This is a genomic window from Pseudomonas sp. S44 (assembly GCF_016624805.1).
Classification (GTDB): domain Bacteria; phylum Pseudomonadota; class Gammaproteobacteria; order Pseudomonadales; family Pseudomonadaceae; genus Aquipseudomonas; species Aquipseudomonas machongensis.
The window spans coordinates 600,574-625,810 of record NZ_JACVTY010000001.1 but is presented as its reverse complement, the minus strand read 5'-3'; the positions used below and the strand labels follow the sequence as shown (position 1 = coordinate 625,810).

At 64.1% G+C, this 25,237-nt stretch carries 27 protein-coding genes; 13 read left to right on the top strand and 14 right to left on the bottom strand.

All coding sequences use genetic code 11. From position 1 onward, the window contains the following. The first annotated feature begins 11 nt into the window (after positions 1–11). From IAE40_RS02760 to ku, 9 genes are all read left to right on the top strand, one after another. Positions 12–1,043 carry a methionine synthase gene (locus IAE40_RS02760; RefSeq protein ID WP_197889556.1) on the top strand — a complete coding sequence of 344 codons (1,032 nt, stop codon included), beginning with the start codon at positions 12–14 and terminating at the stop codon, positions 1,041–1,043. Between the two features lie 78 nt (positions 1,044–1,121). After that, positions 1,122–1,631 (top strand): flavin reductase family protein, encoded by a 510-nt coding sequence (locus IAE40_RS02755; RefSeq protein ID WP_200602607.1) that lies wholly within the window; start codon positions 1,122–1,124, stop codon positions 1,629–1,631. A gap of 125 nt (positions 1,632–1,756) precedes the next feature. Next, complete coding sequence (locus IAE40_RS02750) at positions 1,757–1,942, top strand: hypothetical protein (RefSeq protein ID WP_125930099.1); 186 nt, start codon at positions 1,757–1,759, stop codon at positions 1,940–1,942. A gap of 14 nt (positions 1,943–1,956) precedes the next feature. Then, positions 1,957–3,282 carry an iron-containing redox enzyme family protein gene (locus IAE40_RS02745; protein WP_200602606.1) on the top strand — a complete coding sequence of 442 codons (1,326 nt, stop codon included), beginning with the start codon at positions 1,957–1,959 and terminating at the stop codon, positions 3,280–3,282. Further along, positions 3,282–4,235 carry a methyltransferase gene (locus tag IAE40_RS02740; RefSeq protein WP_200602605.1) on the top strand — a complete coding sequence of 318 codons (954 nt, stop codon included), beginning with the start codon at positions 3,282–3,284 and terminating at the stop codon, positions 4,233–4,235. Before IAE40_RS02745 ends, IAE40_RS02740 begins: the two co-directional genes overlap by 1 nt. Positions 4,236–4,240: 5 nt before the next feature. Then, complete coding sequence (locus IAE40_RS02735) at positions 4,241–5,365, top strand: carboxylate-amine ligase (protein WP_200602604.1); 1,125 nt, start codon at positions 4,241–4,243, stop codon at positions 5,363–5,365. An 85-nt stretch (positions 5,366–5,450) separates the two neighbouring features. Next, the gene (locus IAE40_RS02730) at positions 5,451–6,356 is read left to right on the top strand and encodes an SDR family oxidoreductase (RefSeq protein WP_054894170.1); all 906 of its coding nucleotides are present in this window, start codon (positions 5,451–5,453) and stop codon (positions 6,354–6,356) included. Between the two features lie 80 nt (positions 6,357–6,436). Further along, positions 6,437–6,574, top strand: a complete 138-nt coding sequence (locus IAE40_RS02725; protein ID WP_172964775.1) for a PSPA7_2676 family Cys-rich small protein — start codon at positions 6,437–6,439, stop codon at positions 6,572–6,574. A 9-nt stretch (positions 6,575–6,583) separates the two neighbouring features. Then, positions 6,584–7,420 carry a non-homologous end joining protein Ku gene (gene ku, locus IAE40_RS02720; RefSeq protein ID WP_063544596.1) on the top strand — a complete coding sequence of 279 codons (837 nt, stop codon included), beginning with the start codon at positions 6,584–6,586 and terminating at the stop codon, positions 7,418–7,420. 16 nt (positions 7,421–7,436) lie between these two features. Here the strand turns inward: ku and IAE40_RS02715 are convergent, their stop codons facing one another. The 5 genes from IAE40_RS02715 to ligD form a co-directional block, all read right to left on the bottom strand. After that, positions 7,437–8,099: a glycosyltransferase gene (locus tag IAE40_RS02715; RefSeq protein WP_153773911.1), complete on the bottom strand. Its 663-nt coding sequence runs from the start codon at positions 8,097–8,099 to the stop codon at positions 7,437–7,439. After that, positions 8,096–8,695: a class I SAM-dependent methyltransferase gene (locus IAE40_RS02710; RefSeq protein ID WP_063544600.1), complete on the bottom strand. Its 600-nt coding sequence runs from the start codon at positions 8,693–8,695 to the stop codon at positions 8,096–8,098. Before IAE40_RS02710 ends, IAE40_RS02715 begins: the two co-directional genes overlap by 4 nt. Positions 8,696–8,763: 68 nt before the next feature. Beyond that, positions 8,764–9,804 carry an acyl-CoA dehydrogenase gene (locus tag IAE40_RS02705; protein WP_200602603.1) on the bottom strand — a complete coding sequence of 347 codons (1,041 nt, stop codon included), beginning with the start codon at positions 9,802–9,804 and terminating at the stop codon, positions 8,764–8,766. After that, entirely contained in the window at positions 9,801–10,049 is a 249-nt protein-coding gene (locus tag IAE40_RS02700) for a hypothetical protein (RefSeq protein ID WP_153773909.1), read from the bottom strand. The genes IAE40_RS02705 and IAE40_RS02700 overlap by 4 nt, the downstream gene beginning before the upstream one ends. Beyond that, positions 10,049–12,520 (bottom strand): DNA ligase D, encoded by a 2,472-nt coding sequence (gene ligD / locus IAE40_RS02695; RefSeq protein ID WP_200602602.1) that lies wholly within the window; start codon positions 12,518–12,520, stop codon positions 10,049–10,051. The genes IAE40_RS02700 and ligD overlap by 1 nt, the downstream gene beginning before the upstream one ends. Before the next feature lie 155 nt (positions 12,521–12,675). On the opposite strand from ligD, the gene IAE40_RS02690 reads away from it, so the two are divergent. Both IAE40_RS02690 and IAE40_RS02685 read left to right on the top strand, forming a co-directional pair. Then, positions 12,676–13,137 (top strand): phosphotransferase system, HPr-related protein, encoded by a 462-nt coding sequence (locus tag IAE40_RS02690; RefSeq protein ID WP_065863538.1) that lies wholly within the window; start codon positions 12,676–12,678, stop codon positions 13,135–13,137. After that, positions 13,137–13,367, top strand: coding sequence for a metallothionein (locus tag IAE40_RS02685; RefSeq protein WP_081255230.1), 231 nt, complete (start codon positions 13,137–13,139; stop codon positions 13,365–13,367). Before IAE40_RS02690 ends, IAE40_RS02685 begins: the two co-directional genes overlap by 1 nt. Before the next feature lie 862 nt (positions 13,368–14,229). Here the strand turns inward: IAE40_RS02685 and IAE40_RS02680 are convergent. The 7 genes from IAE40_RS02680 to IAE40_RS02650 form a co-directional block, all read right to left on the bottom strand. Continuing rightward, on the bottom strand, positions 14,230–14,607 hold the full coding sequence (locus IAE40_RS02680) for a Rho termination factor N-terminal domain-containing protein (protein WP_200602601.1): 378 nt from the start codon (positions 14,605–14,607) through the stop codon (positions 14,230–14,232). Between the two features lie 17 nt (positions 14,608–14,624). Further along, a complete protein-coding gene (locus IAE40_RS02675) occupies positions 14,625–15,053 on the bottom strand; it encodes a hypothetical protein (protein ID WP_197889565.1) in 429 nt (142 codons plus the stop codon). Between the two features lie 27 nt (positions 15,054–15,080). Further along, on the bottom strand, positions 15,081–16,040 hold the full coding sequence (locus IAE40_RS02670) for a lysylphosphatidylglycerol synthase domain-containing protein (RefSeq protein ID WP_200602600.1): 960 nt from the start codon (positions 16,038–16,040) through the stop codon (positions 15,081–15,083). Next, positions 16,040–17,242, bottom strand: coding sequence for a cardiolipin synthase ClsB (gene clsB / locus IAE40_RS02665; RefSeq protein ID WP_153774706.1), 1,203 nt, complete (start codon positions 17,240–17,242; stop codon positions 16,040–16,042). Before clsB ends, IAE40_RS02670 begins: the two co-directional genes overlap by 1 nt. Continuing rightward, on the bottom strand, positions 17,239–18,012 hold the full coding sequence (locus IAE40_RS02660) for an endonuclease/exonuclease/phosphatase family protein (RefSeq protein ID WP_200602599.1): 774 nt from the start codon (positions 18,010–18,012) through the stop codon (positions 17,239–17,241). The genes clsB and IAE40_RS02660 overlap by 4 nt, the downstream gene beginning before the upstream one ends. Further along, a complete protein-coding gene (locus tag IAE40_RS02655) occupies positions 18,009–18,953 on the bottom strand; it encodes a DUF72 domain-containing protein (protein WP_234465027.1) in 945 nt (314 codons plus the stop codon). Before IAE40_RS02655 ends, IAE40_RS02660 begins: the two co-directional genes overlap by 4 nt. A 74-nt stretch (positions 18,954–19,027) precedes the next feature. Continuing rightward, a complete protein-coding gene (locus IAE40_RS02650; protein WP_153774704.1) occupies positions 19,028–19,171 on the bottom strand; it encodes a hypothetical protein in 144 nt (47 codons plus the stop codon). 300 nt (positions 19,172–19,471) lie between these two features. Here IAE40_RS02650 and IAE40_RS02645 point away from each other — a divergent pair, with 300 nt between their 5' ends. Next, the gene (locus IAE40_RS02645) at positions 19,472–19,867 is read left to right on the top strand and encodes a low affinity iron permease family protein (protein WP_054894636.1); all 396 of its coding nucleotides are present in this window, start codon (positions 19,472–19,474) and stop codon (positions 19,865–19,867) included. 176 nt (positions 19,868–20,043) lie between these two features. Here IAE40_RS02645 and IAE40_RS02640 read toward each other — a convergent pair whose 3' ends face one another. Both IAE40_RS02640 and IAE40_RS02635 read right to left on the bottom strand, forming a co-directional pair. Further along, a complete protein-coding gene (locus tag IAE40_RS02640; protein WP_200602598.1) occupies positions 20,044–24,171 on the bottom strand; it encodes a CheR family methyltransferase in 4,128 nt (1,375 codons plus the stop codon). Positions 24,172–24,247: 76 nt separating this feature from the next. Continuing rightward, on the bottom strand, positions 24,248–24,475 hold the full coding sequence (locus IAE40_RS02635; RefSeq protein WP_054894638.1) for a hypothetical protein: 228 nt from the start codon (positions 24,473–24,475) through the stop codon (positions 24,248–24,250). Between the two features lie 225 nt (positions 24,476–24,700). Between IAE40_RS02635 and IAE40_RS02630 the strand changes: the two genes are divergently transcribed. Beyond that, positions 24,701–25,237 (top strand): chalcone isomerase family protein, encoded by a 537-nt coding sequence (locus IAE40_RS02630; protein ID WP_197889568.1) that lies wholly within the window; start codon positions 24,701–24,703, stop codon positions 25,235–25,237.

Here is a 25,237-nt window from a genome sequence, read left to right as displayed (position 1 = left end):
GTTTATCTGTCATGAAAAAGCTGTTACCCACTTCAACCGCAGGCAGCCTGCCCAAGCCTTCTTGGTTGGCCCAGCCTGAAACCCTTTGGTCCCCCTGGAAGTTGCAGGACGCGGAGTTGATCGAGGGCAAGCAAGATGCCTTGCGTTTGTCGCTGCAAGAGCAGCAGCACGCCGGTATCGATATCGTCAGCGATGGCGAGCAAACCCGTCAGCACTTTGTCACGACCTTTATCGAGCACCTGAGCGGTGTGGATTTCGAGAAGCGGGAAACGGTCAGGATTCGTGATCGCTACGACGCGAGCGTGCCGACGGTCGTGGGTGCCGTGGCTCGGCAGAAGCCTGTGTTTGTCGAGGACGCCAAGTTCCTGCGCCAGCAAACCCAGCAGCCGATCAAGTGGGCGCTGCCGGGGCCCATGACGATGATCGACACGCTGTATGACAGCCACTATAAAAGCCGCGAAAAACTGGCATGGGAATTTGCCAGGATTCTCAACCAGGAAGCCCGGGAACTGGAAGCTGCAGGCGTCGATATCATTCAGTTCGACGAGCCGGCATTCAATGTGTTCTTCGATGAGGTGAACGACTGGGGCGTGGCCACCCTGGAGAGGGCCATCGAAGGGCTGAAATGTGAAACCGCGGTGCACATTTGCTACGGCTACGGCATCAAGGCCAACACCGATTGGAAAAAGACCTTGGGTTCGGAGTGGCGGCAATATGAGGAAGCGTTCCCCAAGTTGCAGAAATCCAGCATCGATATCGTTTCGCTGGAATGCCACAACTCGCGTGTGCCCATGGACCTGATCGAGCTGATTCGCGGCAAGAAAGTAATGGTCGGGGCCATCGATGTGGCCACCTCGACCATCGAAACGCCTGAGGAAGTCGCCGACACCCTGCGCAAAGCCCTGCAGTTCGTGGACGCCGACAAACTCTACCCCTGCACCAACTGCGGCATGGCACCTCTGCCACGTCAGGTTGCCAGTGGAAAGTTGAGGGCACTGACGGCGGGTGCAGACATCGTTCGGCGAGAACTGTTGAACGCGTGATGAACTCGGGAGGCCGAAGGCGGACGCTTTCAGGCCTCCCCTGACCGTTGCGAACGGCCCCTTATCCAGGATCTACGCATGTCACTTCCCTGTACGGCTGTCGAGCCATCGCGCTTTCGCCAAGCGCTCGGGCACTACGCCTCCGGCATCACGGTGATCACCTCTCGGCTCGATGACGAGCCGGTTGGGTTCACTTGCCAATCGTTCTATAGCGTGTCGATGAGCCCGCCGCTGGTGTCATTCAGCGTCATGTCCAATTCGGCCAGCTACCCCAAGATCCGCCAGGCTGGGCGCTTTGCGGTAAATATCCTGGCGTGTGGGCAGCATGACCTCTCCAACCAGTTCGCCCGGCGCGGCACGGACAAGTGGCACGGCGTGCAATGGCAGGTTTCACCCTTGGGAAACCCGATCATCCGCGACAGCCTGCACTGGCTGGATTGCGAAGTTCACGCCGAGCATCCTGCGGGCGATCACCTGATCGTGATCGGTGAAGTGAAAGCGGTGAGCCTGCAGGAGGCAGCCGCTGCAACGCCTTTGCTGTATTTCAAGGGGCAATATCGCAATCTCGCCGCACAGGGCGCGTTTTGAACCCGCGCGGCGAAAGGGTGGCTGGCATCCGTAGCACCGCTCATCCGTTGCGCCGCAATTAAAACGAATCCTTCAGGGTGTGTCGAACTCGCTTATGTAGGCCCTCACAAAAAGCGAGAACCCCCATGAAAACCAATCTATTGGCCACAGCGCTGCTAACTGCCTGCTTTACCTTGCTCGGTGGCTGTTTCGACCGCGATAACGACCACCCGGCCAAGGACGCCGATCCAAGCAAACCTTCGCTGCAGATGCAGCAGCCCGATACACCCACGGCCAATCCGTCCCCCGAGACCAAACCGCAAAATCAGTGAGCGAGGTAGCGGGCATGGTGGAGCTGACAAAGGGTAGGGCGGCAACCAGCAAGGTGACCGATGACCTTGAACATCGCTATCGGGCACTGTTCGAGGGCAGTGACCCGACAACCGAGGCCTGGCTGAGCGAGCAACTGAGCCATGTCCGCACCTTGGCGGACGACTTGCCGGATGATCCTCGGCACCTGCCGGACTGGGCCGCTGCCCATGCGCAGCGGGTCGCCAGTGAACACGCGGCCTATCTTGAACAACGGCGTCAAGGGGCCCCACGCCGGTACTTCCAGAACCGGGCGCAGGCCTTGTGGTTTCTGCAGCAGGTCGCCCCGACCAAGGCGGTCGATGGTGCATGGCTGCACGGCACCCTGTGGCACTGGCGCGACCCACGGTTCCATGGATTGATTCGCACCTTCCTCGAAGAGCTGGGTGATGGCGACCTGCGCCGCAACCACGTGCTGATCTACCAGCGCCTGCTCAGCCGTCTCGGCTGCCTGCAGAGCGCACCGCTGGCCGCTGAACGTTACCTGCAGGGCACGCTGCAACTGGCCCTGGGGCAGCACTGCGAGCGCTTCCTGCCGGAAGTGATCGGTTACAACCTGGGGTACGAGCAGCCCCCGCTGCACCTGCTGATCACCACCCATGAGTTGGCCGAGCTGGGCATCGACGCTCATTACTTCCAGTTGCATGTGACCATCGACAATGCTGCGAGCGGTCATGCGCGGCGCGCCCTGGAGTGCTTCACCGAACTCGGCCAGGACCAGGGGCCGGCGTTCTACGAGCGTGTCCGGCATGGCTATCGGCTCAATGACCTGGGTATCGACACACCGTCGCTGATCGCTTCGTTCGACCTGCAGGCCGAGTTGCTCGGCGCGTTGGAACGCAAACGTGTCTACGGGCAGTGCATGCATTCGGACAGATGCCGCCTGCAAGGTCGCACCATCAATCAGTGGCTCGCCGAACCCGGCGCGATGCCTGGTTTCCTGGATGCACTGCAAGCCCAGGGTTGGATCAAGCGCGACAGCGATCCCAGGCAAAGCCGCTTCTGGGCGCTGATCGACGGTCCGGTGGCGGCCATGTTCGGTGTGTTCGATGCCTATGAAAAGCAGCTCTGGCACGACTGGATCGCCGGCACCTGGCAGGGTGCTCCGATGCGTCGGGTGCCGCCGGGGCAGTGGGAGCAGGCGTTGCAACTGGAGGAAGAGGCGCCCGGCCAAGCGCAGGCGGCGGACATGGCTGCGCTGATCGATGCGATGGCCGGCAATCGACATTCCACGCCCCAGGGCCTGCGCGCCACCCGCGCATTCATCCAGGCTACCGGGTTGATGAGCGGAGGGCCGAACTGATGCTGCTCGACCAAGACCAGAAGCGTGCCGACGAGGCATTGCTCCAGCTGGGACGTCGGCTGCGCGCCGACGGCTATCGTTTCACCTGCGTGACCCCGGCGACCCAGGCCAGGGTCAATGCGCGTAGCGAAGCGCACCAGGCTCGAACCCTGCGCGATGTGTTTGGCTGGAGTCGACCGTTCGAAGCGTCTCTGCTCAGCGCCGACGAACTGGAACAACTGCGTATCGCTGGCGTGCTGGAGCCACAGGGTGCGCTGTGGCGCAGCAGGGTGCGCTGGTCGAACCTGGACGACCTGCTGCTGGTGCACTCCGCCTGGCCGACCGACAGCCGCGACGCGGTGTTCTTCGGCCCGGACAGCTACCGGTTCGCCCAGGTGATCCAGGATCATCTGCAGCACAGCCCCCAGCGTGTGCAGCATGCCGTCGACATCGGTTGCGGCAGTGGCGTTGGCGCGTTGCTGATCGCCCGAGCCGCGCAGCATGCGCAGGTCACTGCGGTGGACATCAACCCTGTGGCCTTGCGTCATACCGCTGTCAATGCCGCGCTGGCCGGGGTGGCCAATGTCTCGGTAGAGCTCAGCGATTTGCTCGACGGCATCGCCGGGACGTTCGACCTGATCGTCGCCAATCCACCCTACATGCTCGACGTCGGCGAGCGCGCCTACCGCCACGGGGGTGGCGCGCTGGGCGCCGAACTGTCGCTACGGATTGTCGAGCAGGCCCGTGACCGGCTGTCGGTCGGCGGCACGTTGCTGCTGTACACCGGTGTCGCCATCGTCGAGGGGCGCGACGCGCTGCTCGAAGCCGTTCGCCTGCGCCTGGCCGGGCCTGCGTTCGGCTGGTCCTACCGGGAATTGGACCCCGACGTGTTCGGCGAGCAGCTGCTCGAGCCAGGATACGAGCAGGTCGAACGCATTGCCGCGGTGGCCCTGACCGTCACCCGCCGAGGCTGATGCCCATGGCGCGGCCTTGCACGTTCGGCATCGAGGAGGAATACCTGTTGGTGGCTCTGGCCACGGGGCGGGTCATGGCCGCGCCGCCCTCGGCCGTGGCCCGCTGTTGCCGCGATGCGCTGGGGCCATGGTTCGCCGAGGAGATGTTTCGCAGCCAGGTGGAGATCGCCTCGCCGGTGTTCGATACGCTGCACCAGGCCCGTGATTTTTTCACCGAGCAGCGCCAGCGCCTGAGTCAGGCATTGGCGGGCGAGGGCGTCGGCTTCTACGGCGCGGGGAGCCACCCCAGTGCCCAATGGCTGCGCCAGCTCCCGCGGGAAACCCCCCACTACCGCCAGCTGTTCGACGATTACCGGCTGGTGGCCCGACGCAGCCTGTTGAACGGCCTGCACGTGCATGTCGGCGTGCCGCAGGGCGTCGATCGCATGCAGGTGATCAACCGGGTGCTGTACTGGTTACCCCTGCTGCTGACACTCAGCACCTCCTCTGCGTACTGGGGCGGACAGGACACCGGCTACATGAGCTACCGACGCGTGGTGTGCGGGGAGTGGCCGCACATGGGGCTGCCCGAACCGCTACCGGACTGGCGCGCCTACGAGCGTTACCGGGCGCTGCTGCAACGCACTGGCAGCCTGGCCAAGGACGGTGACTTCTGGTGGGCGATCAGGCCCTCGCGGCGGTTTCCGACAGTCGAGCTGCGCATCTGCGATGGGTGCCCCCGGCTGGACGATGCCTTGGCCATCGCCGCGCTGTTTCGCCATCTCGTCGAGCATGCAGTGCAGCGCAACGACGCTATCGCCAGCCGTGAAATGCGCTGGATCACCCACGAAAACTATTGGCGCGCCCTGCGTGAGGGCCGCCGGGGCACTTTCATCGGCGTGCACGACCAACAGGCGGTGAGCGCCGAAGGCTGGCTGACGCAACTGCAGATGCAATGTCCGCCCGACACCGCCGACGCTGACCGTGCCTTCATGCACGCCCGGCGCATCCTGCGCGACGGCACCAGTGCCGACCACCAGCGTGACACCTATGCGCTGGCCCGCGAGCAGGGCCTGAATGACCGACAGGCGATGCGCAACGTGGTGAAACAGGTGATGGAGCACCAGTTGTCGGTGCCCGGGATGGGTTGAGTAAACCATCCGCAGATCGTTTGCCTCGAACGCAGTGTGATTCGCGATCAGGCAACACCCAGCCAAACCAGAAGGAGTCTAACCCATGCCCAGCAAGCCCCAGGATCAGTTCACCCTGCAAAACCCCTTGACCCAATACCCCCATCCGCCTTTTCCGGCCCAGGGCCAAGCCGCTCCGGGCCTGGATGCGCACATGCAGCCCAAGCCCGACCACGGTGAAACCACTTACAAGGGTTTCGGGCGCCTGGCCGGACGTCGCGCCCTGATCACTGGCGCCGACTCGGGTATCGGACGCGCCGTGGCCATCGCCTTCGCCCGCGAGGGTGCCGACATTGCGCTCAACTACCTGCCCACGGAGGAGCGAGATGCCCGTGAAGTGGTCCAGCTGATCGAGCGCGAAGGCCGCAAGGCCGTGGCGCTTCCCGGTGATCTCAAGGACCCGCGCTTCTGTAGCCAGTTGGTGGACCAGGCCCACGAACAGCTCGGCGGCCTGGATATCCTGGTCAACGTGGCCGGCAAGCAGGAGGCGCGCAAGGACATTGGCCAGATCACCCATGAGCAGTTCGATCACACCCTCAAGACCAACGTCTACGCCTTGTTCTGGCTGTGCCAGGCAGCAGTGCCGCTGATGCCGGCCGGAGCGACCATCATCAACACCGCCTCGATCCAGTCCTACCAGCCCTCGGCGACGCTGCTGGACTACGCCACCACCAAGGCGGCCATCGTGGCCTTCACCAAGGCGCTGGCCAAGCAGGTGATCGAGCGCGGCATCCGCGTCAACGCGGTGGCCCCGGGCCCGATCTGGACCGTGCTGCAGCCCAGTGGCGGCCAACCACCGGAAAAGATCCCCGACTTCGGTGGGCATACCCCGATGAAACGCCCGGGCCAGCCCGCCGAGTGCGCGCCTTTGTACGTACTGCTTGCCAGCCAGGAGTCGAGCTATATCACCGGTGAGGTGTTCGGCGTCACCGGCGGCGATCCACTCCCATAGGGCAAAGTCGAGTAAACCTTGGCCGCGCCGCGCAGTCAGTCATTGTAAGAGGCCCTTCATGCGGGCCAGGGAGGTGGCTGATGAAACTCGTCTGCCTGCTGCGTGGCTGCCAGTGGCGCAGCCTGTTGATCCGTGAAATCGCCGGGCTTGACTGCCAGTGCTGCGAACGCTGCGGCGCGCTGCGCTACAGCCAGCCCGGCCAACCATTCGATGCGTAGGAACCGACCATGGCCCGGGCAATCTGGAAAGGCGCGATCAGCTTCGGCCTCGTGCATATCCCTGTCTCTCTCAATACCGCCGTTCGCACCGAGCGCGTGGATTTCGACTGGCTCGACAAGCGCAGCATGGAGCCGGTGGGCTACAAGCGGGTGAACAAGGTGACTGGCAAGGAGATCGACAAGGAACACATCGTCAAAGGTGTGGAGTACGAGAAGGGCCGCTATGTGGTGATCAGCGAAGAGGAGATTCGCAAGGCGCGGCCCGAGGCGACCCAGACCATCGATATTTTTTCCTTCGTCGACGCCGGTGAGATCCCGCTGCAACAGTTCGACACGCCTTACTACCTGAGCCCCGACCGTCGTGGCGGCAAGGTCTATGCCTTGTTGCGCGAGACCTTGCACAGCACCGGCAAGGTGGCCTTGGCCACCGTGGTGCTGCACACCCGCCAGCACCTGGCGCTGTTGCGCCCGCTGGAGGATGCGCTGGTGCTGATTACCCTGCGCTGGCCCGAGGAAGTCCGTGGCTTGGAGTCGCTGGAGCTGGACAAGAGCGTGACCGACACCAAGATCGACAAGCGCGAACTGGACATGGCCAAGAAACTGGTGGAGGACATGAGTGGGCCATGGAAGCCAGACGAGTACCACGACGCGTTCCGCCAGACCATCCTCGACCTGGTTGAAGAGAAGGCCAGCAAAGGCAAGATCGCGACGGTGGACAAAGGTGAGGGGACAACGGCGGAGAAGGGCGCCGACATCATCGACCTCACCGAGCTGCTCAAGCGCAGCCTTGGCGGCAAGACCAAGGCGAAGAAGCCGGCGAGCAAGCGACCGCGCAAAGCGTCGTAGTTGGGTGTTGCGAACGCTACTGCACCAGTCCCTCCAACGCGCTCAGATAATCGCCGAAGCCTTGGCGGGCGCGGCTGTCCCGACGACTGCTGGTGGCCACGCTGTGCGCTGCGGTCCAGACGATATGCGCGCCACTGGCTTCCAAGGCCAGCACCAGTTGCACGTCTTCATCGGCTGGCAATGGTTGGAATCCGCCGGCGCGCTCATAGGCCTTGGCACACACGCCGAGGTTCGCGCCATGGATGTGCCGGTGCCCGTCCCGAGCCTGGTAACGGCTGCGGTATAGCTGACGCAGCGCGGCGTTCTGCCAAGGCTGCCAGCGCTCGATGTGCACGGTGCCGCAGACTGCGTCGGCGTGCCATTGCAACTGCGACACCAGCCAGTGCTCCGGCACGCGACTGTCGGCGTCGGTAAAGGCCAGCCACTGCGCACCGCGCTCGATCATCCACTCTGCGCCCAGGCGCCGGGCAATGCCGACGTTGCCGGCCTGCAGCTCCAGAGTGTGCACGCCATGGCGGCGGGCGATGCGTGCGCTGGCGTCGATGCAGCGATCGAGCACCACCAGCACCTCCACCACCAGGCCCGCCGCCTCGGCCCGTGCCACCGCCCGCTTGACGGCGCGCAGGCAGTGCCCGAGGCGGCGGGCTTCGTTGTGGGCGGGAATGATGACGGCGATCATAGGCAGGTCTCGTCCAGGTCCACGACGCTGGGTTGGCACGACCAGTATTCGAGCAGGAAATCCGCCTCCTCGTGGCGTAAAAGCGGGTATAGCGGCAGATGCCGGGCAAGCAGGGCGTGGACCTCACGGCCATCCTGAGGGCAACCGGCGATGGGATGGCGCCAGTGGCACACCAGCAGGCCGCCGTCATAGGTCAGGCTGGCCACCGATTGTTCGATCACCTGCAGCCAGTCGGTGGGATCGAGGTAGTAGCCAATTTCGCTGAGCACGATCAAGTCGAACTGTCCGCCGGGCCAGTCGCCCGGCAGGTGCCCTTGCTCGACGCGGGCGTGGCTTACGCCCGCCAGTCGCTGGCGGGCCAGCGCCACGGCGGTGGCGTCGATGTCCTGGCATAGCAGGTCGGCGCAGCGCTCGGCCAGCAGCACACTGAGCTCGCCGTTGGCACACGCCGGCTCGAACACGCGTTCGTAGCACTGGCGAGGCAGGCTGGCCAGGGTGAGGTCGCGTTTGCGCCGTTCGTACCAGCGGGTACGAAAGGCCCATGGATCATCGTTGCTGGCATACAGGTCGGCGAAATACTGCGCATCGAGGCTCATGGTGACTCCGTTGAGGGCAAGACCGGTTCCAAAGGTTGCAGCCGGTGGTCGGCTGAGGCAGATGCTGGTCAAAGTTGCCATGCCCCTGCCGGCATGCCGGTCAGTTGCTGGCCCAATTCGGCGAGGTCGCGCTCCGCGTGACTTTGGCGCAGGTATACCGGCAGGTCGGCGCTGAGCCGGGCGAAATGGCTGCTGCGGCAGAACGGCGTGGCGCCCAGCGCTCGGCCGACATGCCGAATGACCTGCTCGACCGCGTGCTCGACATGAGCGCGGGTGCGGCGCACCTGGAAACTGGCATCGTCCTGAGGGTGCCGGTCGATCCAGGCGGCGCATTCGCGCAGGGCGGCGCGGGCCCCGAGCAAGGCGGCATCCACCGCGCCCAGGTGGGCGTCGGCGTGCGGGTCGGGCCGAGGTTTAGCGCAGTGTTCGCGCAGGTAATCCGCGAGGGCTTCGGCCGCGCCATACCAGCAGGCGGCGATGCCAGCGCCGCCTTGCCAGAATCCTGGGCGGGACAGATATTGGCCGGGCGCGCCGATCGCCAGGCCCGGCGAATCATCGAATGCGAGGGTGACACTGGCGGTGGTGGCCATGCCCACCGCCTGCCAGTGCTCGGCCTGAATGCGCTGGCTGGGATGGGACAGCTCGATGGCCACCAACTGTGGTTGCTCGCCTTCCCAGGCGGTCACCAGCGCGCGATCAATCTGCAACGCACCCGAACACCAGGCTTTGCAGCCTTGCAGCCGGACTTGATCGCCGTCGCGGGCAACGATGCGCGTGCGGGCATCCGGTGGCTCGGCGGCCCACACGCCCCAGATCCCGTCGCCGGCGTGGTGCTCGGCGGCGCATTCGCTGAGGATTGCCAAGGCGTCCGTGTGGCCCTCGTAGAGCTTGGCCAGGGTCAGGTCGCAACCGGCGACCCGCGCCAGGGTCCTCCAGCGCTCCAGGGTGCGCCCCTGGCCAGGCCGTGGCAGTCGGTCGAGATGATCGGCCTGCAGCAGGTGCAGCAGCTTTGGCAACTGGGCGTCGAGGTCGATGGCCTGCGCTCGCGCGCTGAAAGGGCGTAACAGGTGATCGAGGCGCTCCAGGTCGAAGTCATGGGCGATGCTCATGGGCTTGGCGCTCCTTGGGTGTTCTTCTTCCAGCCACGCAGGTTCATGACGCACAGGCAGAACTGCAGGACGATCAGTGCCCAGGCTTGTACCTGCCAGCCCCAGACCACCCACAGCACATTGCTGGCGATGAAGCAGCAGAAGCCGATGCGTCTGCGTCGCGGGCGGCGCGAGCCGATGCACCATGCCGCCGCGATGGTCAGCAGCATGGCGGGCCATTGCAGCAGATCCAGCATTCGCTCCATCAGTCGATCCCCAGTTGCTTGCGCATGCGCGCGGTAATCGACTGGCGGGTGCTGGCCATCTCGGACCAAGGGTCCTCGACCTGCGCAAGGCGCTCGTGCAGGTTGCCGATGTTCCATTGATCGGCGCCTTTGAGCTGGCTCAGCTCTTCGCGCCAGATCGGCACCGAAACCGGCAGACCTTCACGAGCGCGCAGCGAATAGGCCGCCACGGTGGTCGCGCCCTTGCCGTTGCGCAGGTAGTCGATGAAGATCCGCCCGACGCGGTTCTTCGGGCCGGAAACCGCGCTGAGGCGATCAGGGAAGAGCCTGGCCATGTGCTCGACCAACGCATGGCTGAAGTCCTTCACCTCGTCCCAGCCAGCACGCCGGGTCAGCGGCACGACCAGGTGCATCCCCTTGCCGCCGCTGGTCTTGAGAAAGACCTTCAGGCCCAGTTCATCGAGCAGGGTCAGGGTCAGTTGGGTGGCTTCGAGCATGGCTTTCCAGGGCAGCGTGGGATCAGGGTCCAGGTCGAGCACGAAGCGGTCGGGCTTGTCGAAGTCCTTGTTGGTGGCGTTCCAGGTGTGCAGTTCGAGGGTGTTCATCTGTACCGCGCCGAGCAGGCTGTCGGCGCGGTTGAGCACCATGGCCGCCTGGCCGGCCTGGGCCTTGCTGTAGCTGAGCACCTTGGGAATATGCAGCTGGCCGGCATTCTTCTGGAAGAACAGCTCGCCAGCCAGGCCATCCGGTGCCCGGACCATGGCGACGGGCCGATCCTTGAGCTGTGGCAGCAGCCAGTCGGCGACCTGCGCGTAGTACTCGGCGACCTGTCGCTTGGTTGCACCGATGGTTGCGTCGACCACGCGGTCTGGGTGTGTCAGGCGCAGGGTGTCCAGGCCCTCGGGTTGTGGCTGTGCTGCGCGCTTGGCGGGCATCGCTTTCTCCAGATCGATGGCGGTGGCGGGCTTGTCGTCGCGCAGGCCGTGGAACACCGCGTGGCGCACGATGCCTTCGCGGGTCATCTGGGCATAGGCCACTTCTGCCAGCAGGTGCGGCTTGAGCCAGTGCACCCCGCGGGCTTCGGCGCCGGTGGGGGGGCTGGGCAACGGCGCTTTGGCGACCCGCAGCGGCTTCAGGCGGGCGAGGATGCTGTCCAGGGTGGCGGCGCTGAAGCCGGTGCCGACTTTGCCGGCGTAGCGCAGCTGACCGCTATCGTGGTCATGCAGGGCCAGCAGCAGCGCGCCGAAACCCTGGCGGCTACCTTTGGGATCGGTGTAGCCGACGATCACGAATTCCTGGCGCTGCTTGCACTTGAGCTTGATCCAGTCGCTGCTGCGTCGCCCCACGTAGGGGCTGTCGGCGCGCTTGCCGATCAGGCCCTCCAGCTCCAGCCGGCAGGCACTGTCGAGCAGCGAGTCGACCGGTTCCTCGAAGTCTGCGGAGTACCTGAGCATCGGCGATGCATTATCTTCCAGCAGCCGGGCCAAGGTGTCCCGACGCGCCTTCAGCGGTAGTTCGCGCAGGTCTTCGCGCCCCAGCCAGGGCAGGTCGAACAGGTAATAGGTGATGCGTTCGTCGTGCTCGGTGTCGAAGGCATTCTGCAACGCCTGGAAATCGGCGACACCGTTGTCATCGACCACCACCATTTCGCCATCCAGCCACGCGGCGTCGAGCCCAAGCGCCTTGAGCGCCTCGACCTGACGGGGCATCTTCGCACTCCAGTCGTGGCCATTGCGGGTGAACAGGCGTACGTCGTCACCGTCGATGCGCGCCAGGATGCGGTAGCCATCGAACTTGACTTCATAGCGCCAGTCGCCGCTGGGCGGGGAGTCGACCAAGGTGGCCAGTTGCGGCTGGAGCTTGTCGGGCAGGGCTTTGGCGCGGGCCTTGTGCTTGCGCGGGGTAGCGGAGGTTGTCTTGGCCGGACGCCTTGGCGGCAGGCTGCGCTCGCTGAGGACACTGTCGGGCAGGGCTTCGACGATGCTGTAGTCGACCTCGCTGCGCGCTTGCCCGTCATTTGACTTGACCAGCATCCATTGTTCCTTCTTGCCGGCCAGCTGGGTGCGGAACAGGTTCCAGACCCCCGACAGCTTCTCGCCCTGCAGGCGAAAGCGCAGCTTGCCTTTGGCATAGGCTTGATGCGGATCGCCTTCGGGCTCCCAGATACCCCGGTCCCAGACGATCACATCGCCAGCGCCGTAGTGACCCTCCGGGATGTGCCCTTCGAAGTTGGCATAGTCCAGCGGGTGGTCCTCGACATGCACCGCCAGGCGCCGGACCTTCGGGTCAAGGGAGGGGCCCTTGGGGATCGCCCAGCTTTTCAAGGTGCCGTCGAGTTCCAGGCGGAAGTCGTAGTGCAAGTGGCTGGCGTCGTGTTTCTGAATGCAGTACTGCAGCGCGTGGCCCGACCGTGTTCTGGCGTGTGTGCCCACCGGTTCGGATGTGGCGTTGAAGTCGCGCTTGCGATGGTACTCCTGCAGGGGCTTGGCCATGGCGGGCTCCGGGAGGGTTCGCGGGTCTCAAGATTGGGAGGCGGCGAGGCGGCGCGGAGTTCAAAAAAAGCGCGGGGTAGGGCGCGGCAAGAAACTCTGAATCATTTGTGTGTGCGCGGAGTCGACCGAGTGAAGCCCACAAAAGGAGAACGCTCATGCCCATACCTGATGACCCAAGACCGCAGGTCGAGATAGACGACACCGAGGACCGCATGGGAAGCGTCCACGAGCTGGATTTCAGTGAGCGTCGTGATGAACGCCAAGGGCGTGTCGGTGACGAGCGTCCGGCGCGCGAGATCGCCGAGGATTATCCGCCCCGACGTGTCGCCGAAAGCGGCATGACCGGTGGCGAGGCCTTGAGCGACAGCCTGCACGAGGACAACGTCACCCTGGACGACCTGAGCCCGGACACGTTGTTCGATGAAACCGGTGCTCGCGACCCCGATGAGCCTGGCAGCGGTAGCAGACCTGCTGACCAGACCCTGCGGCATGTGGACGCTCATGAGATCGGAGGCGGCATCGGGCTGGACGAGGCGGAGCTGGCTCGCTCGGCGCCGTTGGACGGTGAGCCGTGGACCGACGAGGTGAGCTCTGAAGATGACAGGAGAGAACCCTGATGAACGAGCAACGATGTTCCTGCAACCACTGTTCTTGCACCGTGGATGCCAATACCGTGGTCCAGGATGGCAAGGCTTATTGCTGCGAGGCCTGTGCTACGGGGCATCGCAATGGGGAGCCTTGTCGTATGGCGGACTGTAATTGTGGTGAGCTGACTCAGCCGAAGGATAGCTCGGTCGATAATGCGCTGGATGAAACGTTTCCGGCGAGTGATCCTATTTCGCCATAGGATCGCTTTGCGAGCGGTGTGGGTTTTTACAGGTGTGAGCATATCCGTTTGCGAGGGCGATGCTTAGTCACCTTTTCGCCCTTACGGCGAGTCACTTTTTGTCAGACGCGACAAAAAGTAACCAAAAAACGCTGCGCTCCATTCATCCGGCCCTGCGCTTCGCTCCGGGTTCCCTTACTCCGGCCTTGCTCCCGGGAGGACCGCGCTGCAGGGCCCATCCTGGGCCCCAGCGCTTGACGGGCATCCATGCCCGTCACCTCCCTCCGCAAGTCCTGCGCTCGGCCTCCTGAAGTCGCGGAGGTACGGGTGGTGCCTGGGCTGGCGTAGCTGTCGCTCGTGGGGTATGAGGCTGGATGCTCTTGATCTTGCTTCTAAGCGCGCGATGGATCAGGCGCCGCCAATCGCGACCTCGTAAATGCATGTGCTTATAACTTTCAAAACACACGCTCTGAAAGTCAAATGCTAGAGGGGTTGGTTTTTACACCTGTGAGTGTATTCATTTGCCAGGGTGACGCTTAGTCACCTTTTCGCCCTTACGGCGAGTCACTTTTTGTCAGACGCGACAAAAAGTAACCAAAAAACGCTGCGCTCCATTCATCCGGCCCTGCGCTTCGCTCCGGGTTCCCTCACTCCGGCCTTGCTCCCGGGAGGACCGCGCTGCAGGGCCCATCCTGGGCCCCAGCGCTTGACGGGCATCCATGCCCGTCACCTCCCTCCGCAAGTCCTGCGTTCGGCCTCCTGAAGTCGCGGAGGTACGGGCGGTGCCTGGGCTGGCGCAGCTGTCGCTAGTAGGTATGAGGCTCGATTCTTGATCGGCAACGGCAACGGCACTGAAATTGCCCTGTAAGGACGCCGGCGCGGCTCAAGCCACTTTGCGTAAGGCCTCTATCAACTCTCCCTTGCGCATGGTCGAGCGACCGGCAATGTGCTGTTTACGCGCACGGTCCATCAACTCGGCCTTGGTCATGTCCTCCAGCTGTTGTCCGGAACGGGGCACGCCATGCTTCGTCGCGACAGCGCGCCGGGCCGAGGACTCCCGTGCCTTGGCCTTGGCCGTCGGGCTTTTCCGTTGCCCCGAACCGCCTTTGCGCTCACCCCCTCCGGACTGCTTGTTGACCGTGGCCCAGGCACGGGCTTCGGCTTCGTCCTTGGACACGCCCTTGGCCTCGTAGCTCTCTTCGATATGCTCGGCCTTGCGTTTCTGTTTATCGGTGTACTTGTCTTTGTCTCCACGTGGCATGGTCGTTCTCCTCTACGTCAGTGGGTCTGCCAGACACCGTTGCTGCGCTCGCAATCGCTACGCGCCTGGCCCAGGCTGGGGGTGTCGTAGTAGTAGGTGATGATCCGCGCGTCCTTGGGCACGGTGGGGCGGGTGGAAGGCTCGTTGCGCCCCGCGGCATCGGGGTTGGCCAGGGTTTCCTGGGTCAGCGGTGCGATGCAGCTGCCGACGCTGCCGTCGGCGCAACGCTCGACCCGGCGTTTCTGGCTGTTGAGCATCTCCTTGCTTTCGTTGCTGCACGACCAGGCAATCGCTTCGGCCGGCATGTTGGCGTAGCTGTAGCAGGTGTGCTGCTGCACCGGTTTGACCGCCTCGCTGGATGAGCGCGTGGCTACGTCGCAGCCTTCGGCCATTGCCTGGCCGCTGGCCAGGGTGGCCAGCAGTGCAATACATGGAACGATCCGCATGATGTACCTCCCGGGCCCCACGGCCCATCAGCGCTTGTCGAGGGCTGGCTCGACCTGCCGGCGCAAGGCCTTGGCGCGTTTCTCGAGGATCAGGTAGGTGACCACCGCCAACAGCAGCGGGATCAGGTAGTACAAGGTTCGATAACCCAGCAACGCGGCCACCAGCGTGCCCTGGCCGAGCTGGCCATGGAGCAGGGCCAGGAACACGGCCTCCAGCACGCCAAGCCCGGCGGGAATATGGGCGACCACGCCCGCCACGCAACTGATCAGCAACACACCCAGTACCGAGGGATAGAACAGCTCCGGTGGCAGCAGCAGATGGATCAACGCCGCCATCAACGCCCAGTTGCTTGCACCCAAGGCCACCTGGCACAACGCCAGGCGCAGGCTCGGCAGGGTGACTTCATGCCCGCGCAGGTCCCACGTGCGCCGCTTGGCGAAGGCGCAGGCGAACAGGTAGGCCAACGCGACCACGACCATCAAGACGCCGATCAGACGCAGGCCGCCGGCCCCTACCGTCCAGTTCTCCGGCAGCTTGACCAGGCCCAAGGCGAATACGGTGCCGGCCAACAGCAGGTAGCCCATCCAGTTGGTCAACAGGCCCAGGGTGAGGATGCGGGTGATGGTCGGGGTATCCAGGCCCAGCCTGCCGTACAGCCGATAGCGCAGGGCCACGCCACCGACCCAGGTGGTGAAGTTGAGGTTGAACGCATAGCAGACGAATGCCACCGGCAGCACCTGGCGGGCCGGCAGGCGGTGGCCGGTATAGGCGCGGGCGAGCAGGTCGTAGCTGGCGAACACCAGGTAGCTGCACAGGGCCAGCAGCAACCCCAGGATCAACGTCGAGGGCCGGTAGGCCCGCAGCGACTGGCTGACTTCGTTCCAGTCCAGGTTGCGCGCCAGGGTGAACAGCAGCACCGGGATCAATACCAGGAACAGCACGGTCAGCAGGCGTTTGCCCCAGGTCTGCCAGCGTGGCGTGGCCATCAAGTCTTGCCCTCTTGGTAGTCGACCGGAGCCTCGCTTTCGCTTTGCAGCGACTGCAGGCGTTGCCGGTGTGCCGGGAACCAGCCGGCGATCCGCGGGAAATAGCGGGTGATATGGAAGCCCAGGAAGATCAAGGGGGCACGCCACCAGTAACCGCGCACCATGCGCTCGAGCGTTACGGCCTTGCAGTGTTCGCGGGTCAGTTCGCTCAAGTGTTGGTAGAGCACAGCGTTGAACGCCCGGTCGCGGATCAGCAGGTTGGCTTCGAGGTTGAACGACAGGCTTAGTGGGTCGAGGTTGCTCGAGCCCACCGTGGTCCACTCGTCGTCCACCAACGCTACCTTGCCGTGCAGCGGGCGCTGGCAGTATTCGTAGATGCGCACCTCGTCGCGCAACAGGTAGTTGTAGAGCAGCCGGGAGAGTGCGCGGACCCAGCGCATGTCCGGTTGCCCCTGAAGGATCAGGGTCACCTCGACCCCGCGCCGAGCGGCGTTGCGCAGTTCGCGCAGCAGGCGGTAGCCGGGGAAGAAGTAGGCGTTGGCCACGACGATACGTTGCCTGGCTTCGCGCAGGGCCTGCAGATAACAGACCTCGATATCGGTGCGGTGGCGCCGGTTGTCGCGCTCCACCAGCACGGCGCTGGCCGGGCCTGCGGCGATGTTGTTCGGCTGGACTCGACTGGCGGCATCCAGCACGGGGGCGAGCATTCGGCAGGAGGACGCATGCACCTGGCCCACTACCGGGCCGACGACCTCCACGGCGTAGTCCTGCTTGGCCTGTGGGCCGAAGTCTCCGAGGTGGTCGGCGCTGTAGTTGATACCGCCGATGAACGCGCGTTGTCCGTCGATCACCAGGATCTTGCGGTGCAGGCGACGGAACAGGTTGGTGCGCATGCCGGCCAATCGTGGTTGCGGATCGAACGAATGGAAACGGACCCCGGCCTCGGTCATCGAGGCGATGAATTCGTCGGGCAGGTCGGCGGTGCCGTAACCGTCCACGGCGACTTCGACCCTTACCCCGCGCCGAGCGGCGTCGATCAAGGCCTGGCGCAAGGCCTGGCCGACCTTGTCGTCGTAGATGATGAAGGTCTCCAGGAGTATTTCCTCGCGAGCCTGAGCCATGGCCTCGAGCACGCGCGGATAGTACTGCTCGCCGTTGACCAGCAACTGGACGTGATTGCCTTCGCTCCAGGGCAGCTTCATAGCGTCACCTGCGCCACCAGCGGGGCATGGTCGGAGAGGTGTGACCACGGGTATCTGGACAGTACCCGGGCGTCGCTGGCTTGTGCGTTGCGCAGGTAGATGCGGTCCAGGCGCAGCAGCGGCAAGCGCGCGGGAAAGCTGCGCGCCGGCTTGCCGAAGGCTTCGACCAGATGCCCCGAGAGCCGCACATCCGCTTTCAGGCGCCAGTCGTTGAAATCGCCTGCGACGATAACCGGCTCGTCCGAGGGCAGGCTGTCAAGCAATGCCAGCAGCAGGTCGACCTGCCGCTGCCGGTGCTCCTCGCGCAGCCCGAGGTGCACGCAGATCGCGTGCACCTGCTCGTGGCCCGGCACTTCGAGCTGGCAATGCAGCAGGCCGCGCTCCTCGTTGCCGTGGATCGTGACGTCAAGGTTGTCGTGGACTCGGATCGGAAATTTGGACAGGAGCGCATTGCCATGGTCGCCATGGGGATAGACCGCGTTGCGTCCGTAGGCGAACTGCGGCCACATGCTGTCGGCGAGGAATTCGTACTGAGGTGCCGTCGGCCAGGTCGGGTGGCGCTCGGCATGCTGCTGATGGCTGCCGTGTACTTCCTGCAGGAACACCAGGTCGGCCCCGGTCGCGCGCACCGCCTCGCGCAGTTCCGGCAGGATGAAACGGCGATTGAACAGGGTGAAGCCCTTGTGCACGTTGAGGGTCAGCACCGTCAGGCGGTGCACGGCGGTCACCTTGTCGATGATGCAGCGGGGGGCAGGCAAGGTTCCGTTCATAGCAGCTCCTGCAGTTCGACGCCGGGCTCGGTCACCAGCTCGCCGTCAAGGCCGAGCTTGCCCAGCAGGCGGCGGGCATCGTAAGGGGCATGCACTTTCTGGTCATTGTCGAAGTAGCAGTACACGTCACGGGAGGCGCGCTTGGCCGGCGCGCGGCGCACGACGCGCTGGGCATCCTCCGGCTGGCCGCCTGCAGCCCAGGCCTGGATGCGCATGCGCCAGCGGCGCAGCGCGGTGGCGGTATAGCCGCTGCTGTAGAGCTCGACATCGCCATGCAGGCGCAGGTACATGAAGTCGGCCGTGACCTCCTCGACATAGGGCCATTTGCCCGCGCTGTCGGCGACCACCAAGGCGACCTTGTGTTTGCGCAACAGGTCGATGAAGGTGTCGCAAAGGAAGCTGGGGTGGCGGATTTCCACGGCGTGGCGCAGGCGTGCGTTGCCCTTGATGGCAGTCCCACCGCTGCCTTGCAGGCGCTCGGCGGCGTCGCGGGCAATGCGGCGGGCGGCCGAGCGGTCATGTGGGAGCTTGGCGAGAAAATCGCTGAACCGCTGCACGTCGAATTTCAGGTTTGGGGGAAACTGCCAGAGAAAAGGCCCAAGCTTGTCACCCAGCAGCAAAGGGCCCGAGGCGAAGAAGTTCGCCAGCGCTTCGTCGATCTCGCGAAGCCTGCGCACATGGGTGATATAGCGCGGCGCCTTGACCGAAAACACGAAATCTTCCGGCGTCTCGTCACGCCAGTGCTCGTAGCGTTCAGGGGTCTGCAGCGCGTAGAACGAGCCATTGATCTCGATACTGTTGACTGCCCGCGAGGCGAACGCCAGTTCGTCGTCCTGACGCAGCCCCTTGGGGTAGAAGTCCTTGCGCCATGGGCCATAGCGCCAACCGGAAATGCCAATGCGGATCTCGCTCACCACAGCCCCCTGGATTGATGTACTCATCAGTAGCGACCCGTGGCGGATCGAGAGGGTTCAGCAGGATTGACGAGTGGCGCTGCCTGGAAAGCGCCGGGCCTTCAGCCGTCGGATTGCTCTTCTGGAGGTACCTGGCCTTCCGGCCAGTCGGGTGCCTCTTGTTGCGGATCGGGCGCAGGTATCTTCTCGCCGGGATCGTGCGGGACTTCATCGACATAAGGATCTGGATGATTGGGGTCGCTCATGGTCGGTCTCCTGGGCAAGTAGGTCAGTCGCTTTTGTCAGCCATAAGGGGTCACCTCTGGTCGAACACAGGAAGGCCTGTGTTCAGTTGTGACCAGGGCGCGAGTCATCGCACTGCAAAGATTCTCGGATTTCCAGACCAGTTGCCTGAAGGACCGCGGGACAAACATTTAGCGGGCGAACAACAGCAATACCGCGCGTGGCCTGCGTTGCGAGCACGCTCGCCGGTGGCGCAAGAAAGCCGGAACTTTGCTCGGGCTGCGGGGCTCCACCGCATGCAGGAGCACACATCGAGGTAAACCATGAAATTCGATCGATTTGCCCAATGGTTGGCCAACCGCAGTGGACGTCCGATGACCTTCGCCATCGCACTAGTGCTCATCATTGTTTGGGGGGTGAGCGGGCCGTTGTTTGACTTCAACGATACCTGGCAACTGGTGATCAACACCTCTACCACCATCATCACCTTCCTGATGGTGTTCCTGATCCAGAACACCCAGAACCGCGACAACGACGAGTTGCACATCAAGATCGACGAGCTGCTGCGCACCACCAAGCGGGCGCACAAGGCGCTGCTGGACCTTGAGGACATGGGGCCGGCGGAACTGCATGCGCTGCGCAAGCATTACCAACGGATGGGTGAGCACGACTCGGCAAAAGCGAGCCGTGATGCTCAGGAAAAGGACACGTCTGACTGAGCCTGGAAGAAGACAGGGCCAGTCAAATGATTCACCCAACTGACCCGATCGACTCCGTGATCTCTTCTAAAAGCGCTGTTCCACGGCACTGCAGTAGGGGCGAATGACCATCGCCACACTGGGCGGCGAATCCAGCCAGGTGCCCGTGGCCCGCGCTTTGACGGCGCAGAGCCAGGTCAATAGGGCACCGAACCGCACAGTGTCTCTATGGCCTCGACCAGTTCGTCATAGCCCACCGGCTTGTTCAGATGGCGATCGAAGCCTGACTGGCGTGAGCGGTACTGGTCGGCGCTGGCGCCGTAGCCGGTCAGGGCAATGGCCGGTGTGTAGCGCAGGTGCTCCAGGCCCCGTAGCGCCTTGATCAGGGCATGGCCGTCCATTATCGGCATGCCGATATCGGACAGGATGATCTCGTAGCGTCCCTCGGCGGCGGCCTCGAGCGCTGCTTGCGGGTCGCTGTAGGCCTCGACGTTCGCACCTTCCATCTCCAGCAACTGCTGCATGACCTCGAGGATTTCCTTCGAGTCGTCTACCAGCAGCACCTTGATACCGTCCAGCCGGCCGTCGCTGGCCTGCTCGGGCGCATCTGGCGGGGCCTGGTGCACGGGGGCGGACAATGGCAGGGAGACCGTGAAGGTGCTACCGCAACCAAGCCCCGGAGAATAGGCCGCCACCGTCCCGCCATGGGCCTCGACCAACTGGCGCACCAGCGACAGGCCGATGCCCAGCCCGTCGCGGTGGTTGCCGGACGACTGCGGGGCAGCCTGGGTGAACAGGTCGAAAACGCTCTCGAGGCTATCCGCGGTCAGGCCCACGCCCTGGTCGATCACTTCCAGATGGGCTCGTGTGTCTCGCCTGGCGAGCGCCACGCGAATCTCGCTGCCTGCGGGGCTGAATTTCAAGGCGTTGTTCAGCAGATTCCAGATGATCTGTTCGAGCCGCGTGCCATCGGCTTCGACGTAGACCGGCGCGCCATCGGCCGGCAACGCCAGGCGCACGGTGCAAGGATGCTGCTCGTTGAGCACGACCGCATGGATGCCCTGTAGCACTGCGCACAGGTCGATCAACTGGGTCTTGAGCTTGAGCTTGCCGGTGCGGATGCGGGCGACGTCGAGCAGGTCGTCGATGATCCGCGCCTGACTGGATACTGCGTCACAGATGATCCCGACAGCCTTGCTGGCGGCGCTGGCAGACTTCACCGCCGGCGAGCGACGCAGGATCTCGGCGTTGAGTTGGATCAGGTTCAGCGGATGCTTGAGCTCGTGGGACATGACGGCGAAGAACTCGTCCTTCATGTGGCTGCTGCTCTGCGACTCGGCCAGTTGCTTGCTCTGCTCGTCGTGCAGGCGCTTGTGGCCGGTGAGGTCTCGGGCGATCTTCACGTAGCCGCGCAGGCTGCTGCCCTTGAGGCGGGAGACCTCGCCGCTGCAATAGAAGCGACTGCCATCCTTGCGCACGTGCCAGCGCTCGTCCTGGCCGCGGCCATGGAGGCGGGCGCTGCGCAGCTCGTGTTCCGGCACACCGCTGGCCTGATCCTGTTCGGTGAAGATCAGCTGATAGTGCTGGCCGAGGACCTCGTCTTTGCCATAACCGAAAATCAGCGCGGCGCCGGTGTTCCAGTCGGTGATCAGACCTTGCTCGTCAAGCAGGATGATGGCGAAGTCATGGGTGCTCTCGGCCACCAGGCGCATGCGTTCCTCGCCCTGGCGCAAGCGTTCTTCCGCGGCGCGGCTCTGGCTGATGTCGATGAAGGTCAGCACGGTGCCATCGACGTTGCGCTCGCTGGCCCGGTAGGGCAGCAAGCGGGCCAGGTACCAGTGCTGGTTGTGGCCGACCACCTCGCGCTCGATGGTGGTCTCGCGCTCGACCACGGCACGGGCGTCGTCGGCCAGGCCGGGGTAGTCGAGACGATGGGTGATATCGAGTAGCGAGCGCCCGGTGTCCACCGGCAGCATGCTGAAAATGTCGGTGGCCCGTGGGGTGAACCAGCGGATGCACAGGTTACGGTCGACGAAGACCGTGGCGATGTCGGTCGAGGCGATCAGGTTGCTCAGGTAGTCGTTGACCTTGTCGGTCTCCTCGACCTTGGTCTTGAGCTCGTAGTTGACCGTCAGCAGCTCTTCGTTGATCGACTGCAGCTCCTCCTTGCTGGTTTCCAGTTCCTCGCTGGCCGAGCGCAGTTCCTCGTTGATCGCCTGCATTTCCTCGTTGGAGGCGGTCAACTCCTGGCTGGAAAACTCCGATTGCTCGATGGTTTCCTGCAGTTGCAGCCGCGTGCGGTGCAGTTCGCGCTCCAGGTTGCTCAGCACCATGCCTTCGGACTGCTCGACGGCTGCGTTGGTGCTGGCGCTGCTATCGACTTCTACCGTCTGGAACACCACCAGCAGGCAATCGGTACCACTGGGGTCGTCCTGGTGCGGCTGGATCAGGATTTGCACGGTAGTGGGCTGTTCGTCGAGGTTGACCGCGACACTGCGCGAGGTCACCGCCTGGCCGCTGCCTTGCGCTTGCAGCATGGTACTGCGCAGGGCCGGCCGCAAAGGCGCGATGATCAGGCTGAGCAGGTTGTGGCTGAGCTCGCCACCCGCATGGCGCAGGAAGCGCCCGACACCGTCACTCATGTGCAGGATATTGCCCTCGCTATCGACCACCAGGCTGGGCGGCGTGCAGCGGGCGAGTGCGCGGTGGTGGATCTCGGCGTAGGACAATCGGCGAGTGCTACGCGCGCGGGCCGGTGGCGCGAGCGCAGGCTCCGGGGCCTGCAGGCGCGGCGGATGGCTGGTGGTCGGCACTTCTCGGGCGCGGAAGATACGGTTGCGTTTGTCCACGGCGACGAACAGCTCGGCCGCAAGGTCAGTCGACTCGGAGCTACCAAGGAATAGATGGCCGCCTGGACGCAGGGCGAAATGGAACAGACGCAGGATATCGCGCTGCACCTCGCGGTCCAGGTAGATCAGCAGGTTGCGGCAGACGATCAGGTCAAGCTGGGAGAACGGCGGGTCGGATAGCAGGTTGTGACGGGCGAACAGGACCTTTTCCCTGATTTCCTTGCGTACCCGCAAGTGCTGTTCTTCCTTGATGAAGAACTGGCGCAGGCGCGCCGGCGACACGTCGGTGGCGATGGCGTCTGGATACCGGCCGGCGCGACCGATAGCGATGGCGCGTTCGTCGAGGTCGGTGGCGAAGACCTGCACCTGGGCACTGCGCTGTTCCACCGCCAACTGTTCGGTCACCAACATCGCCAGGCTGTAGGCCTCCTCGCCGGTGGAGCAGCCCGCTGACCAGAGGCGTACCTCATGCGCGGACTCTTCGCTGGCATCCTTGTTGACCAGGCCGGGCATGACATGGCGCTGCAACGCTTCGAACGCTTCGCGGTCGCGGAAGAAATTGGTCACTCCGATCAGCATGTCGGCCAGCAGCGCCCGCGACTCCTCCGGATGGCGTTGCAGGAAGTCGAGGTAGCCGGCCAGTTCTGTCTGGCCGGTGACATGCAGGCGGCGTTCCAGCCGGCGCAGTACGGTGGCGCGCTTGTAATGGCTGAAATCGTGCCCGGTATCGCCTTGCAGCGTCAGCAGGATCTCATCCAGCAACGGGTCACTTGCCGCCGGGTCGCCTTCACGCTCTCCCAGTGGCGGCGGCAGGCTGTCGTCTTCGATTTCCGGCAGTTTCACCTGGCGCGCCGTGCGCCACAACTCGACCAGGCGCCCAGGCATTTCAGCCACCGGCAGCAGCAGGTCGACCATGCCGGTGGCCAGCGCCGCACGGGGCATGTCGGGGTGCTCGGCATCATCGGGTGCCTGCACCAGGGTCACGCCACCTTGCTCCTTGATGCGCGTCAGGCCTACGGCGCCGTCGCTACCGGTTCCCGAGAGCACGACGCAGAACGCATGGTCCTTGTGCACGTCGGCCAGATCGCGAAAGAACAGGTCGATGGCCACATGATCGCCGCGGCTGCGCTTGGCCGGAGTTACCCGCAGGTAGCCGTCGTTGGTGGACAGGCGATTGGCCGGCGAGATCACGTAGACATGGTTGCGTTCGATCGGCACCGGCTCGCTGACCTGGCGTACCGGCATGCGGGTGACAGCCTGGATGATCCGGTCGGCCTGGCTCTGGTGGTCCGGGGAGAGGTGTAGAACCACGACGAAGGCCATGCCGGAGTCGTCCGGGGCGTGCTGGAAGAAACGACGGATCGCCTCCAAGCCGCCGGCTGAGGCGCCGATGCCGACCACGGGGAAATCCAGGTGGCTGGGGCTGAGCGCCGAGTTGTGCGGCGAGGCGAGGGACGTTTTGCTGGACGACTTCATGGCATCAGCCTTGTACGGACTGGGAAATGGCCTGGTGCGAATCGCCGGGCACTGGGCGCAGATTATAGGTTGGCGCTCACTTTGGCGATGAGCGGTTGCCCTCGAGGAGGGCCAGATGCTCGATGGCCTCCTGATAACGCTCGGCTGCCTTGCGCCGCAGCCTTTGGTAATGGTCGAAGTCAAAGGCGTCGAGCCCGACGCCTTCGAGCAGGGCAAAGGCTGCGTGGTCGAGTTCATAGGCGCTGGCGAACAGCCGGCGATTCTGCTCCAGAGCGAGCTGTTGGCAGGCGCGGGTCGTGGGCATGGGAGCTCCGGTAGGCGAGGTGGTATTCAGACCTATGACTACCGCGCAGGCAAATAAGTGCGAACGTTTTGACCGGATGGCTCAACGGGCAGCTCTTTTTGATTTCAGCTGCGACCACCGACTGTGTCCGTGGCTTGGAGGCGAATGGAAAAATCTGTACATGAAGATGGAATATCTGTACATCGTGCTATCTTTGTACAGTATTGGGCCGCGCTCGAGGTCAATATGGTTCACCGTGCTCGTTGGACGTGCCTTTGCCTGCTGATCGTTGCGTTTTCGGCGACCGCGGACTGGCGCTCGCAGTTGCCCGGAGCGCAGCGGTTGGGTGCCGGTGAGTTCACTTGGTTCGGCCTGCGTCTTTACACCGCCCAGCTATGGACGATGGGGCCGGCGCTGGACTGGAATCAGCCGTTCGCCCTCGAGCTTCTCTATCACCGGTCGTTGTCCAAGGACACGCTGGTACAGGCCAGCCTCGAGGAAATGCATCGTCTCAACGCTGGCGGCATTGCGCCACAGCAACGCTTGGCTTGGACCCAGGCGCTCGAAGCGGCATTCGTGGACGTGCGCCCCGGGATGCGAATTACAGGCTTGTACCTGCCGGGGCAGGGGTGCCGCTTTTACGTCGAGGGTGAGTTGAGCCGCGAAATCACCGACCCGGCCTTTGCCCGGGCATTCTTTGCCATCTGGCTCGATCCACGTGCCAGGGACCCACAACTGCGTCAGCGCCTGCTCGGGCTGACTGGCAGTGAACGAGGACGCTGA